This window comes from Phocaeicola oris, assembly GCF_021295095.1.
Classification (GTDB): Bacteria; Bacteroidota; Bacteroidia; order Bacteroidales; family Bacteroidaceae; genus Phocaeicola; species Phocaeicola oris.
In genome coordinates this window covers 82,299-95,658 of record NZ_JAJLQX010000008.1, presented here as the reverse complement: position 1 = coordinate 95,658, position 13,360 = coordinate 82,299, and the positions used below count along the sequence as shown (strand labels likewise).

At 45.8% G+C, this 13,360-nt stretch carries 10 protein-coding genes; 6 read left to right on the top strand and 4 right to left on the bottom strand.

All coding sequences use genetic code 11. The features are described 5' to 3' along the window. Nucleotides 1-17: 17 nt before the first annotated feature. A complete protein-coding gene (locus LO761_RS05850) occupies nt 18-620 on the top strand; it encodes a hypothetical protein (RefSeq protein WP_272817358.1) in 603 nt (200 codons plus the stop codon). A gap of 146 nt (nt 621-766) precedes the next feature. On the opposite strand, the gene LO761_RS05845 is transcribed toward LO761_RS05850, so the two are convergent. The 4 genes from LO761_RS05845 to LO761_RS05830 all read right to left on the bottom strand — a co-directional run bounded on the left by LO761_RS05845 (nt 767) and on the right by LO761_RS05830 (nt 9,631). Next, complete coding sequence (locus LO761_RS05845; RefSeq protein ID WP_272817357.1) at nt 767-3,010, bottom strand: ArdC-like ssDNA-binding domain-containing protein; 2,244 nt, start codon at nt 3,008-3,010, stop codon at nt 767-769. A gap of 330 nt (nt 3,011-3,340) precedes the next feature. After that, nucleotides 3,341-3,952, bottom strand: a complete 612-nt coding sequence (locus tag LO761_RS05840) for a hypothetical protein (RefSeq protein ID WP_272817356.1) — start codon at nt 3,950-3,952, stop codon at nt 3,341-3,343. Nucleotides 3,953-3,981: 29 nt separating this feature from the next. After that, nucleotides 3,982-5,388, bottom strand: a complete 1,407-nt coding sequence (locus LO761_RS05835) for a glucosaminidase domain-containing protein (RefSeq protein ID WP_272817355.1) — start codon at nt 5,386-5,388, stop codon at nt 3,982-3,984. A 91-nt stretch (nt 5,389-5,479) separates the two neighbouring features. Further along, the gene (locus LO761_RS05830) at nt 5,480-9,631 is read right to left on the bottom strand and encodes a zincin-like metallopeptidase domain-containing protein (RefSeq protein WP_272817354.1); all 4,152 of its coding nucleotides are present in this window, start codon (nt 9,629-9,631) and stop codon (nt 5,480-5,482) included. 745 nt (nt 9,632-10,376) lie between these two features. On the opposite strand from LO761_RS05830, the gene LO761_RS05825 reads away from it, so the two are divergent. The 5 genes from LO761_RS05825 (at nt 10,377) to LO761_RS05805 (ending at nt 13,357) form a co-directional block, all read left to right on the top strand. Then, nucleotides 10,377-10,613, top strand: a complete 237-nt coding sequence (locus tag LO761_RS05825; RefSeq protein WP_272817353.1) for a hypothetical protein — start codon at nt 10,377-10,379, stop codon at nt 10,611-10,613. Nucleotides 10,614-10,631: 18 nt separating this feature from the next. Further along, nucleotides 10,632-11,096: a MutS N-terminal domain-containing protein gene (locus LO761_RS05820; RefSeq protein ID WP_036927560.1), complete on the top strand. Its 465-nt coding sequence runs from the start codon at nt 10,632-10,634 to the stop codon at nt 11,094-11,096. 16 nt (nt 11,097-11,112) lie between these two features. Continuing rightward, the gene (locus LO761_RS05815) at nt 11,113-12,546 is read left to right on the top strand and encodes a class I SAM-dependent methyltransferase (protein ID WP_027445031.1); all 1,434 of its coding nucleotides are present in this window, start codon (nt 11,113-11,115) and stop codon (nt 12,544-12,546) included. A 143-nt stretch (nt 12,547-12,689) separates the two neighbouring features. Continuing rightward, nucleotides 12,690-13,001: a type II toxin-antitoxin system HigB family toxin gene (locus LO761_RS05810; protein ID WP_270777219.1), complete on the top strand. Its 312-nt coding sequence runs from the start codon at nt 12,690-12,692 to the stop codon at nt 12,999-13,001. Continuing rightward, nucleotides 12,998-13,357 (top strand): helix-turn-helix domain-containing protein, encoded by a 360-nt coding sequence (locus LO761_RS05805; protein WP_004345354.1) that lies wholly within the window; start codon nt 12,998-13,000, stop codon nt 13,355-13,357. The genes LO761_RS05810 and LO761_RS05805 overlap by 4 nt, the downstream gene beginning before the upstream one ends. Nucleotides 13,358-13,360: the final 3 nt, after the last annotated feature.

Here is a 13,360-nt window from a genome sequence, read left to right as displayed (position 1 = left end):
TCTTAAAAATTTACAATATGCCAAAAGTAGTAAAAGATTTGATTGGTAAACTCGACCGTGAGGAAATAACAAATCTGCAGTGTATCACAATGCACGGCCAGGAAATGGTAGACGACTATAAGGAGTGGTGCCAGGTACTGGGCTTCGAAGAAGGTGATGAAGACGGAGCGGAACAGTTCATCAATGAGCTTCGCTATGGTGATGAGCCTGATGATGGGGACTGGCCCCAAGAAGTGTGGGATAAAATCGAGGAGGTTTCCAACGAAGCGTTGGAAAATGCTGATATGACCAATGGTAGTAACCAAACCAAGGAAAGCAATCTCTCTTCGGTGGAACTGTTCCAAGAGTGGAGAAAGGATAAAGGTAAACTTGATTCTTTGAAAACATCCGAGAACGCAGTAAAAATAACATTATGGCGGTATCAAAATCCTCTCGAATCTAAAAAGGCTTGTGCTCGGGCTCTTAATATTACTAAAAATAATGTCAAGAAATGGTGGAATATCCGTTATTTCATTGACGGTGCCATTGCTGATGGTGGTCATGTACATCCCATAAGACTCGAACATGATGTCATCAAACGGACAATCCTTCAAGCTGTTGAAATAGCGGAGAAAGAATGAATAAAACAAGACGATAAACTTTAATTAAATAATGTCAGAAGGCGGTTTGCAGGGATGCAGGTCGCCTTTTTCATTTAATCATCCCAATTTTAATTATGGCGAATTTGCCATAATTAAACATGAACCGGGACTGATTATTGATAGTCCTATGTCAATGCCGATTGAAGGACTTGGCCTGAAGCTGCGTCTGATTGTTCCAAGATTCTCTTGGTGTATTCAGGATTGTTCTCTAACCTCTCTCTCCATATCCGGGAATATTCGGGATTGGTGGCATTAAAACGGCAACTCTGGCTGATAATACCACTACCCAGATGAGAGACGAGATTCTCAAAGAGATAGGTGTCCAGACGGAGCGTATCGAAATCAACTTCACGGGTGCTTTCCACCATGGCCACGGCCAAGTCACGGTAATAGTCGTCCTCGGTTTCAAAATTGCTCTTCGGGGCTATATGGATGACCTTCTCGGCATAATCATAGACAGAAAGGCCGGGGACACCATCAAACTTCAACGCTGTTTTACAAAAGCCGTCAGCGTCGAGGAACTGATACCCTGAAGTCTTCTTGCGCTCTGTTGCTATCATATTCAGTTTGAGAGACTCATAGGAACGCCTTTGGGTAACGGGAAAGGTGGTCTGTGCAATGTTGTACACCCTTGACGTTCCGTTCTTATGGAGGATAAAGAGGCTCTTGGCATCTTGAAGAATACCGAGTTCGTTCGCTCTTAGCTCCTCTTCAGTAATGAAGAAAGGGAGTTCGAATCCCTGCTGTTCTGTCCATAACGCAAGCATGATGGCATTCGGCCCGGTATAAACAGTGCCTTTGATATCTCTTGGTGTCAACATCTGTTTTGAAACCCAAGGGTTGTTGTCATTATCAAGCTGCTTTTTAAGTTTTGCACTTAACAGCTTTCCATAAACACGATAGGCTTCCCTACGGAGCATTTCTGCTGTGTGCCACCTGCCTTTGGAAGATGGTTCAATCCGGATATAGCCTTCCGGCATCTGACTTTTCTTAGGTTCAATTGACGGGGCTTCGTCAACTTGCTTGGGCATTTTGATGCCGTCATCACTTTTAGCAATAGGTTCTTGAACACTTTGAACTTCATTTTGATTGTGGACTAAGGGCTCTTTATCCCTTACTTCGGTGGATTGCGGAGCTTCTATAACTTTGACTGCTGATGCAGGGACGACCGTTGCCGTCTCCGCGCTTTGCTTCACCCTGAAAATTGAGGTGATATGCTGCCATAACTCATCCAAAGTATGGTAATTGTCGCCAGTGTTATAAGCTGACAGCCCTTGATGGATGTTATTTAGCCTATCCTTTAACATTCCCTGGACTTTTTCGTCCGTTGTTCTCTGAAGGTCGGAACTCAATTCTGTCAGCAGCGCATCCGAACGGCGTATGACTGCTTTTAACAGGGTTATCCTGTCTTCTGAAGAAAGCGTCACGGTTTCCAAAGTATCATTGTTGAAGGCGACTATTGTGTCCGAAGCCTTTGCTGTTACACGGTCTATCTCTATGTCGTTTATCCGGCAAAGAGGATACTTTCCGGAAGAGAGCACTTTGTCTCCACAAAAGTCTTTGCCGAATATCCTGACAAAGGTCAGCAGTTCCTGACTGGCATCCTGCTCACTTATCGTTTTATCTATATAGTCCAACACGTCGACAAACCGGTAGGAATCATTGGAGGTAACCAAAAGTGAACTTTTACTAATGGATACTTGGGGATCGAAGTCTATCTTTATCCCATCCCCTGATAGGGCCCATGCCATGGGGACATAGTCTTTTCCATCCTCTTGGCGTATAGAGATGGAACTGTGGGCAGGGAACATCCCCTGACAGATATTACTCCGTCTCATCAGACAGATTAACTCTGTAAACTTTTCCTCCGCCATGTCTCTTGCGGTGGCTTCATCGTTCCATTTGCGCTGTCCCTCACCGCCAAGGGCTGTCATCTCCTTGTTTTCAAGAAGCGGCTTGAACTGTTTGTATGAAACTGTTTCTTCTGATTCATGATGGTGGCTGATCTTGTTGTAATGATATATGGACAAAGCCAAGTCCTCACCAGACTTGTCAACAACGGCTTTAATCCATATAAAGTGCTTACCGCCTTTTCGTGCAGCGGTCTCATTCTGTCTCTCATCCACAAAGAGGTTGCCCACTAAACTTCTACAAGCTCTTGCCTCTATCATTCTTACAAAAGCGGCATCCATTTTATAGCCATCCAGCTGTAATTGGTAAAGACGGTCAGCCTGTTGGTCTATGCTGTCAGGCGTTGCCTCCGAGTCTATCCATGTGCTCATCAAACCGTCCTGCCATTGAACGGCCGGGAAAAACTGTGGGTTGTTCCTGTCCTGCTCGTTGGACTTGGATCGTGCCCATAAGCTCATTTGCAAAGCCCAACTCTGAAGACGGCTACACTGCTCTTGATTCTTTGCAAGGAAACACAGCTCTTCCTGGGAGAAGAAATGGTTGGGCGGGAATGGCTTTAATTTATCATGGTCATGTCCTTGTTTTTCGCCTTTGCCGTTATCGTGTTTTTTACCAAATATCTTACTCCAGCCGCCTAACAGACGGTTGCCGAAGATTCCTGCTGGATTATCATTTTCACTCATATACTTGTTAGGGTTTTGTACGGAATAAAATCACCGGCCTATAAAGACTTGAATAATCAACGCTCTATAATGCCGGTGTTCATGTAAACTTCAATATTATGGCAACTATTCTTTCTGTGTGGAAGTCAACTCCCAGGGCTCGATACTGCTGGTACGGCACTCGATGTTGACATTGCCTTGATAGATATGGAACTGCAACTCTCCTTTTATTTCAACATAGGCCTCGGGCTTGAAGAATTCCTGCTGAATCGAAGTCGGAGAAAGGAAGCGAACCCAAACCCAGCCTTTCTTTTCTCCATCCTTGTCTTGCGACACGCCGGAAAAGGTCTGGAACTTGTGCCCATTTTTGTTGGTACGTTCCGTAATCTCCCCTTTTATCTTACCTTTGAAATCGATAGACCCTGTGAGCGAGTCTGCTTCGGTGGACTTGACGATCTCTATTCCTTCATCGGTGCGGAGGTTGTAATACGTACGGTCGTCTATCCGTCTGATATAGAGTGTACCGTTCATTCTCACCCTACGCCCGGTGGAATACCGCTCGGCAGTTTCCTTATTGCCGGGAGCGGAAACGAAGACTTGGAGCTCCGCGCCGGAACCATCGCTGCCGGCAATGGGGATGGTGATACTGAAAGAAATGAAGGACTTTCCGTCCTTACTCTGTTTCTCTACTGCAGAATTGCTGATGATTCCGCATGCTGTGACATTGCATTTAATCATATTACTCGTTATTTTGGTGAATTGTTTGTCTAAGTTCGCCGGATGGCGTTTGTCTGCTGTTCTTCGGGAAGTTCGGAATCGAAATTCAAAGAGGCTGTCTGGGCAAGCCGTTTGACATTGATACTTTCCCTGTCCCTTCTAAGGGTGGCAGCTTCTTTTGTCTCTTTGTTTTCTTTTGCCTCTTTGGAGGTTTGGGACTCGCCCATGTCTTCGTCTCCCTGTTTCAAATCTTGGGCAAGCGTCAGAATGCTCATGAAAAGGGTTGAGATAAGATTGGAGACAGGATTTCCGCCGGACAGCCCTGCACTATCGCCATTCTTGTTCATCAGATATTCCAACCATCTGTTAGGATCGTCTGATTTGGTGATATTGGCAAGCAACATTTGTGTTTGGGTATCCATAGGCGGCCCTTCGATACCGGTGGCCGGAGTATTGTTGTATGCCATTTGAGAGGAATAGCGTGCCGCTAAGTTCTGTCCGCCTTTGTTCAACACTGCCGGGAGATTTCCACGGAACGAGAGCTCGGCAATGTATTCTGCCGGATCATAACTCTGGAGTGTTCCCTGGGCATTATAGAACTTGGTCTCAAAATGGAGGTGTGGCCCGGTCGAGCGTCCTGTATTACCGGAATAGCCCAGTTGCATCCCTGCATTGACGGCATCACCGACCTTAACACCAATCTCACTAAGGTGCATATAGGTACACTGAAGACGGCTGCCGTCAGAACGGCTGTATTCCACGGTAATCATGTTACCGGCAGCACCATTGTTGGGCTTGACGGCGATGACCCTGCCGTTATCTTCTGTTCCATAAACGGGAAGATACTTGCCGCCAGTGCTAAGGTCTATGCCGCTATGATGATGTCCGGGGCGGTTCTCTCCATACACTCCCGTTACCTTCAAACCCTCCAGGTTGATGGGCATGCACCAACTCCCTTGGAGAGGCGTGAGGAGAATACCGGCAGGGACGGCCTGCGGGGTGTCGGGCTGACGGCCTCTCATGTAACCTATCTGCAAACCTTGCTGCTGTGCATTCTGTACGGCGAGACGGTCGAATTTGTCTAATCCGTATTTACAGATTAGACTTTCTACGCTGTCTACATAATTGCTTGCCGTGGCGTAACCACCGGCCTTGATGCCTTTTATCCAACCCAAGTGATCTGTACTGTCCGTGGGACAACGACGCAGATAGCGGGGTTGGAGTAAGGTGGCAGAGTGATCGCTAAGACTTTGCCCCACGTTGTCGTAGGAACGAAAAGCTTCATGCGCTTGGTCATCGTCATAGTAACTCACCCGGCCTGTCCACGATGAACCCTTTTTGATACCGAAGAAATTGTTATCGTTCCGAGCGAGGGCAGAGGTGCCCCATGAACTCTCGATAGCCATCTGGGCGAGAATGACAGAAGCGGGAATGCCGTACTTAATCTGCTGCTCCATGGCATGAGGAGCATATCTGTTGATGAAATCAGAGGTGGATATGGCCATGTTTCTGATAATGTGTCATGTCTGATGATTACTGCATTATTCCTTATCTGCGAAAGGTACTTTCTCTCCGGGTGGTCTCTGCCTCCTTTTCGGTAGCCGTTTCAGAAATCGATTCTGAAGTTCCTTCTGCAGTTTTCTCTTCTGCACCCTGTTCCTTTTTAACGGTTTCTGTCGAAGTTGACCGTGCTGCCATACTTGTGGATTGCTCCTTCTGCACATCTTCTTTGAGCAAAGGAGCAAAGACAACAGCGGCAACAGCTTTCTTGTAGGCAGACATGTCATCTGCCAGCCACATCTTGTCCCACTGCGACTTGGTGATTTCTTTCTTCATGAACTTACCGTCAATGGTGGCCATGACATATTTCTTGCTGGGGTCTTCCCTGTCTTTCGTAATGGTCGGACGCTCTATCTTGCTCATGTCTACATTAGAAACTTTGGGCATGATAAGATCTACCTTGATTTCAGGATGCTGCTTGGCAACGGAGTAGTATTTCTGTGCAAGGGCATTGTGTATATCCATCTGTTTGTCCGTTCCCCTGACATCGAAGTACAGCTTCTTGTGGGTGTCATTGGGATAGACGGAGAACGATGGCTCGTTCTCTGCCTTGAAGAAAAAGGCATACTGTCCCTTCTCGTCACGGATAGGCGTGAAAATCTCAATCTTTGGCAAGGCTGCTGCCGCAATCTGCGGTTTCACATCTATATCTCTATGCTGACTGAACTCATATTGTCTCAACCGGTCTACGGAAACGGTCTTATCCTTATAGTAGTCGTCAGGCTCTTTGAGTCCTAAAGCACCACCGGCATTATAGAACTTGACATCGGTGATGCCTTCGTGTCCTAATGCTATCTTGATACGATCTTTGCGAATGCCCGAGATCTCTACGTTGTCTTCAAGAGAAGCCCCTTCAGGAAGAATGACATCGGCTGAACCTTTTGCCGTATCTCTGACAATGACGATTTCTTTTGAATCTATATCCGGGAGCTTAGCCAAATCGGTGGAAATCTGATATTGTCTCTCACTGACGGCCAAGTCTTTCAGGGGCAAGTCCTTACGAATATCTTCGTACTTGACAATCTGCTTCTGCATGTGCTTATCGATGGACTCGACGGCATTGTTGACATCTTTCTCCAACAGTCCAAGCAATTTGGGATTTTCCTTGATCTCGCGTTGCCAATAGTCGATATGTTGCATACTTTCTTTTGAAAGGCTTGCAGGAAGCCCCTGACGTGCCATCAGGATTCCGGCAGATAGGTCTTGAACAAATCTCTCGTATTTCGCATCGTCGTTGGGGAGGAGATTATTGCGCCCCAGGCGGTCTAAACGCTGCTCGCTGCCTGTGGCTGCTACAATGGCACGGTAAATGTCATTGGCTTTCGCAATGGCGGCCTGCCGGCTGTTGCCGCTATCCTTATCCGTCATGCCGCTGACAATGATCTTGTCGGCTTGTTTGTCGTATTCTGCATCTTGCAGCACCATGACGCGTTCATAACCTATTCCTGCGGAATTGGCTACGGTCTGGGCGGTTGAATAAGCCTTGTTCAACACGTCCTTTTCGTTGGCTACTCTTCTTATGAGTTCTGCACTGTCGAGGTTATCGGCAACGACAACCCACTGCTTGGCTTGAACGAGCTTTGGCAGGAAGTCGTCGATTCTGTCAAGAGGAAAACCCGTGGACTTGATTTTTTGGCCATCGACCTCTGTTTGCCCTACCGGTAAGCCTAATATCTTGCCTGCTCTGGTGGCATCATTACCGTAAATATGATACTGGTTATCGTCACGCGCAACGACAATGGCCGTTGGATGGTTTGATTTCAGCTTTTCGGAGAACTTTATCATACTTGTCACGCCCCGTTCGGAGAGTTCCTCATACTTGGCACCGGTCTCTTTCAGCAAATCACCGTACATCTGTTTGCCGGTCATAGAAGTCTGGTCAATATTGAAAATCTGCTGGGTCTGACGGCTATGGTGCTTGACATAGAGCGACTTCTCATCCTCGGGAAGTTTCTGATATTCACCCTTGGTGATAACCTCTTTAGTAGCAATATTCTGGTAATCCCAACGCGTCCAATTGAAAGGGAGTGCCTTCTCATTACTTCTGACAGAATCGCCCGCATCCTTCAGCTCGTCGAAATAGGCATAAACATTGGAACGGTAGCCCTTCTGATCGGACTGAAGGTTCATCATCAGATTGTTATACGGAGTAATTGGTGTCTTTGCCCAAAGAAACTCTGCGTTGCTCTTGCCAGCCTTATTCATCCACACGCCTTTGTTGCCCTTTGCCAGTTCCAAGGCTCCAAGCAGCAAGGCGGCATGCAGGAATATCTTGGACACTTGACCACCATCCTTGTCGTTTTTTCTATTCTCTTCATCACGCCGTCTCTGTTCCTCGACTTCACGGCGACGCTCATCCTCTGCCTTACGGGCTTCATCGGCTTTCTTGACAGCCTCTTGCTTGGCTTGTGCTGCCTTCTGCCTCTTTTCATTCACGGCGGTTTGTTGTTCTTCGACGATCGGGGCGGCCATCTTTTCGGCTACACCCTTGGATACATGGTTCGTTTCCATAATATGTTCAGCTACACCGGCTAAATCGGTTTGTGGGTTACTGTCTTCGGACAGAGAGATATTCTCTGTCGCGTCTTCTTTACTTTCCTCCATGCCAATTCCTTTGGCTAAAGCTCCAGAGAGATCATCATAATCGTCGGCAGAGTTGCCGGGGTTACGGTCAGGGTCAATATGTCTTTCCTGTGACTCTCGTAATTCTTCAGCCTTTTGTTCTTTCATATCTCCAACATTTTGGTTTTCCGGCTCGGATGCAACAGCTTGTCTTTGGATTTCCAAAGGCGGTTGTTCATGCCCGGAATACACGGCATGCGGAATGATGGTAGTCTTCGCTTTCTCGGAGAACAGAAACTCGTCGCCATATGCGGCGGCTACGTTGGCATTATAAGCCGTAATGACCTGCTCCGCCTGCCTTATACGCTTTGCTATCTGTCTTGTCCTTTCATCATCAACAGAAAACGGATATTGTGCATTGATACTACTCCACTGCTCTGTAAGGTCATATAAGGTCTTGCCCTTTCGCTTTGTCTCTCCAAGCTCTTCATCAAGCCCGTCCAAATTACCGGCTTTAAGGGGAGTCTGGTTCAAGGCGATCCGCTGTTCGTCAACTTTTTCTATAATCATATCCGAGGCTTTGCCTACGTCAGTCATAATGGTTGTAATGGTCTCGGGCTTGTCCCTAAGTCTGCTTAACCATCCACTTAGATAATTGGCGTTGTTCTCCAATATTTTTCTGTCAAAGCCCATGGTGCTGCCGACAAGGGCGGAAGTCATTTCTGCGATCAGTTCCTCATGGGCGTAGTTGTCTGTCCCTTGGGCACCGAATTTCCTGTCAAGCCGGCTCTCATGTCCTGTCGAGTGGGCTATCTCGTGCAAAGCTGTGGAATAATACTCCATACCGTCGTGATAGACTTCTTCAGGAGTTTTCCCAAGTTTGAACTGTTCTTTCATCGGAAGAACAATGGTATCCGTCGATGGGCGGTAAAAGGCCTGGTCGGCAGGTTTGTCATATTGTATATTGGCATGCCACGCCTTTTGCTCGAACATACGGTCAAGGGCTTCGTTGACATACATCCCCTCGGTGTCTTTGACCTCTTGTTCGGGTGTTTGGAAACGTGCTACAATGGCATCATACCTCTTTTTATTGACCTCTTCAAGGTTGGTCTGGTCGATGTTGAAGACATGAAACATTTTAGGGAAAGGACGAACGTCCATCGTGGCACGCTCTTCCTGGGACATGGCGTTATAGTCTTCCTCTGACACCCTCTTGCCGTTTTCATCTTTGATGGATAAGCCCCACTTGAAGATGGGAACGGATTTCTCACCTGACTTGACATGGAGATTCTGCTCCTTGGCTTGCTTAAAGGTCATATAGACGGGTGTCTTGTATCCTTTCTCTGCCGTATTGAACATAAGAAAAAAAGAATTGCCACCGGAATACGTCCGACCGCTGATATTCTGCGGTAGTCCCTGAATGGAACCGTTGACACCCATCCAACCTTTCTTCCAGTTGTTGGCATTGGCTTTCTTGATGATCTTAACCATCATGTCTGCGAACTTCTTCAGAATTTCATCTGACTTATTCTTTCTTCCAGCGGAAGAGTTGCGATGCTTGTATTCAGTCTCGGCCATAATTTTTATGATTATTGATTGTTACAAAATAAGCGACTTAATGTCAAAAAAGCATCCTCAAAAAAAAGAAACTCTTATATTAACGTTTTCAGAACCTTTTTTCGGCATCGTGGCGGTTTTTGTGTTAAAAATGGCTCTTGTTTTTTTGTGTAAACCAAGAAATCTGCCCTACCTGACTCTCTTTTGTTGATCCTTCTATAACTAATCATATAGTAGCAAGGCGAGAATAAAAGGCTGTTCTTTGAGTCAGCCATGCGGCAATACGTATATATGTATAGCCGTATATATGTATTGGCAGTTATAAAGCAATATGGCTATACGTATTGAAGACACATCTTCTGATTTACCTGCGGTGCTTATTTTACATTTAATTTTATCTATCTTTCCATTTCCGTTTCTGATTTCGACCTCACTTTTCGTCCGCTTGTAGTCATCCTTCGACTTTTATTCTGCAAAGGTATCGCAGGCGGGGAACACGGCAAACACCGGAATGCTCCCTATTGGCGGAAAACTTTTCATGACCCTCCGAAATCAAAGATTGCGGTTTCCTGAAAACTTTTACCGGCCAATTCTTTGCCTTAAGTTCCCTTAATACCTGCGATGTTACCTTGCACATAAAAGGTTCGAGATGACGGTTACACCGGAATGATAAAAAAAAGTTCGGGTCGAAGAAACGAAAAACCTATAAAAAGGTTGAGAATCGGGATGCCCAGAATAAAATTTCAAATCATAAACAACAGGCAAAATGGAAAAGAAACTTATTTATTTGGTTTATCAGACAGATGCTTGGCACTCTGTTGAGACAAGAAAACTTGTTTACATTGGTGAGAATTTGGAAGAAACTATCCGTAAGATGGTAGATTTCCTTTCATTAACCGAAGAAGATGCTAAACAGCTTAGCCAGTGGAGACAGACTTCATGCAACAATAGGGACTTTGAAGTCATGATTGAACGCCAGTTCGTGAATGATTTTGCCGTTTAATTCAAAATAATAAAAAGTATGAAAAAGATATTTGAACTTTATAAGGAGATAAAAGCAAAACATCCTGAACATTTACTGCTGATTGGGGATGGAGATTGTTACTTCCTGTTTGAAAAGGATGCCGTTGCCGGAAACAAGTGCCTTGGAACGGACATGCACTCCCGGTCGGACATTGCAGAAAACCCTGTTAATATTGTGGAATTTCCACATCATTGTCTTGACGCCTATTTGCCAAGATTGGTTCGTGATGGTTATAAGGTTGCTGTATGTGACACCAAAGATCTTGTGAGGTACAAAACAAAAGCAAGGGTGAAAGTTCTTACCGAAGCCGGCAAGTGGTATCTGGCAGAAATCAAGGGTCTTAAAGAGGGAACTATTGTCGAGGGTATATACAACCCTCTGAACAGGGCGTTCGACTTCTACTGGAACGGTGAGGGGGCAATGCTTTGGATTGGCGAGAACGGAGAATTGATAAACGAATAATTTAAAATAAGACAAGATGAACATTTTTACAAATAACGCAGACTTCTACCCGACTCCCGACGAGGTTATAAACACGATGATGATGAGTGAGGATTTTGTCGGCAAGACTATCCTTGAACCATCAGCAGGGAAAGGCAACATTGTTGACTGGCTCAAAAAGAACGGAGCCGGAAAGGTGATTGCTTGCGAAAAGGACACTAACATCAAAAAACTTTTGAATGGCAAGTGCGATATTATAGCGGATGACTTCCTGACCGTTTCTTCAGAACAAATTAGTCATGTGGACTATATCGTAATGAACCCTCCCTTTTCAGAAGGAGCAAAACATATCCTTCATGCGTTTGAGATTGCTCCGGCAGGATGCACCATCATTGCCTTGTGTAACAGCGAAAGCGTAAATCAAGGCTGGGAACGGAACGCCACCAAAGAGAAATTGATAGAGACGATTGAGCTTTATGGGTGCAAGGAGTTCTTGGGCAGAGTGTTTGACGACGCGGAGCGCAGGACGGATGTACATGTTAGCTTGATAAAGCTGTATAAAGAGGGTGAGGGGCAAGACGAGTTTGACGGTTATATGTTTTCCAACGAAAAGGACTCGCTCGATGCTAACGAGACGGAAGGGCTGGTGCAATATAATGTGGTGCGTGACATGGTAAACCGCTATATTTCAGCTGTAAGGCTTTTCGACGAGACGATGGCTGCAGCGGAGAAAATCAACTCCGTGGCATGTTTCGGTGGAAAGAGTGACGGGTATCTCCCAGTAAGGTTTGCCGTGGTAGATGCTTCCAATAGTGTTGTCCGTATCAGCCGGCAGCAATACAAAAAAGAGTTGCAGAAGTATTATTGGAGGCGGATATTCGGGAAGCTGAATATGGAAAAGTATGCCACGCAGAAATTACGGGAACAGATAAACAAGTTCGTGGAGCAGCAGACATACGTCCCCTTTACCATGCACAACATTTATCAGGTGCTGAACATGGTAATCCAGACGACGGGGCAGCGGATGAACACAGCGTTACTCGAAGCATTCGACCTGATTTGCTCTTTCTCTGACGAGAATTCCACTGCCGGGGAGAAATGGAAGACAAACGCAAACTATATGGTCAACCGTAAGTTTATCGTTCCATACATGACTTCCTATGATCCTAAATGGCCGAGAGACTATCTCGATCTTGGATATGGAGGGATGGCAAACAGAATGGAGGACGTTTGTAAGGCTCTCTGCTTCATTACGGGTAGGAACTACGACAGCATTGGAAGCCTTGACCGTTTTGTACGAGATAACAACTTGGAATGGGGAAAGACTTTCGAGTGGGGGTTCTTCAAGTGTAAGGGCTTTAAGAAAGGAACAATGCACTTTGAGTTTAAAGATGAAGAGGTGTGGATGAAGTTCAACCGTGAAGTGGCCAAACAGCGGGGATGGGTGCTGCCAAAGAAGAAATCTGCATAAACATGAGTATTAGGGAGGTTGCAAGGGCAACCTGCAATCTCCCTGAATATAAAAACATTCTGTCTTGCGGTATTTTATTGCTCTTTTATTTTGTAGTTTAGGAACATCTTCATATCTTTGTAACAGATAAAGACAGGTCATTAATGAGAATTATCTCACAAAAGAAGATTAAGGACTTCTATGGACTACCACAATATGAACAAGCAAAGATACCTTTGCAACAGTGGTACTACACCATAAGGAACAGGGATTACAGGAGTTTTGCCCAAATACTGGTAGACTTCGGTGATACTGTAAGAGAGAAAGACTTATATGTCTTCAGCATTGGCGAAGGAAAATACAAGGTAGCCGCCTCGATATATTTCGATACAGGGTGTGTGTATGTGCGGTTTGTGGAATCCGCTTCTGACCGGGAGACACTTCTTGATGAGAGGGATGTAAAAAGAACTATATGAAAATATCAGAGGCTCAATATAAGTATGCCCAAAGACGGGTGGAGGAACTGTTGGAGGTTGTCACTGATACGACGCTGCCGACATCACCGGAGAGTATGGAGCTGTCTATCATGAGTACTTTTGTGGAAGAATACGAGAAAAAGCATCACCCAATAGAGAAACTCACGCTTGCAGAAGTCATAAAGCAAGGGCTGAAAGCTAAGGGAATGACACAAAAAGATCTGTCCCAGGCCGTAGGACTAAGCACCAGCAGGATAAGCGACTTCACCCAGGGAAAGAGCGAACCGACTTTGGCCACGGCAGGAGAGATTTGCAGGGTGCTCGACATCATGCCTGAAGCAATGCTAAGTTTATAACCA

Excerpts from the sequence above, each read along its gene's own strand:
- LO761_RS05850 (WP_272817358.1), top strand. The coding sequence starts at position 18 with ATGCCAAAAGTAGTAAAAGATTTGATTGGTAAACTCGACCGTGAGGAA.
- LO761_RS05840 (WP_272817356.1), bottom strand. The coding sequence starts at position 3,952 with ATGATTAAATGCAATGTCACAGCATGCGGAATCATCAGCAATTCTGCA.
- LO761_RS05825 (WP_272817353.1), top strand. The coding sequence starts at position 10,377 with ATGGAAAAGAAACTTATTTATTTGGTTTATCAGACAGATGCTTGGCAC.
- LO761_RS05830 (WP_272817354.1), bottom strand. The coding sequence starts at position 9,631 with ATGGCCGAGACTGAATACAAGCATCGCAACTCTTCCGCTGGAAGAAAG.
- LO761_RS05805 (WP_004345354.1), top strand. The coding sequence starts at position 12,998 with ATGAAAATATCAGAGGCTCAATATAAGTATGCCCAAAGACGGGTGGAG.
- LO761_RS05845 (WP_272817357.1), bottom strand. The coding sequence starts at position 3,010 with ATGAGCTTATGGGCACGATCCAAGTCCAACGAGCAGGACAGGAACAAC.
- LO761_RS05835 (WP_272817355.1), bottom strand. The coding sequence starts at position 5,388 with ATGGAGCAGCAGATTAAGTACGGCATTCCCGCTTCTGTCATTCTCGCC.
- LO761_RS05815 (WP_027445031.1), top strand. The coding sequence starts at position 11,113 with ATGAACATTTTTACAAATAACGCAGACTTCTACCCGACTCCCGACGAG.
- LO761_RS05820 (WP_036927560.1), top strand. The coding sequence starts at position 10,632 with ATGAAAAAGATATTTGAACTTTATAAGGAGATAAAAGCAAAACATCCT.
- LO761_RS05810 (WP_270777219.1), top strand. The coding sequence starts at position 12,690 with ATGAGAATTATCTCACAAAAGAAGATTAAGGACTTCTATGGACTACCA.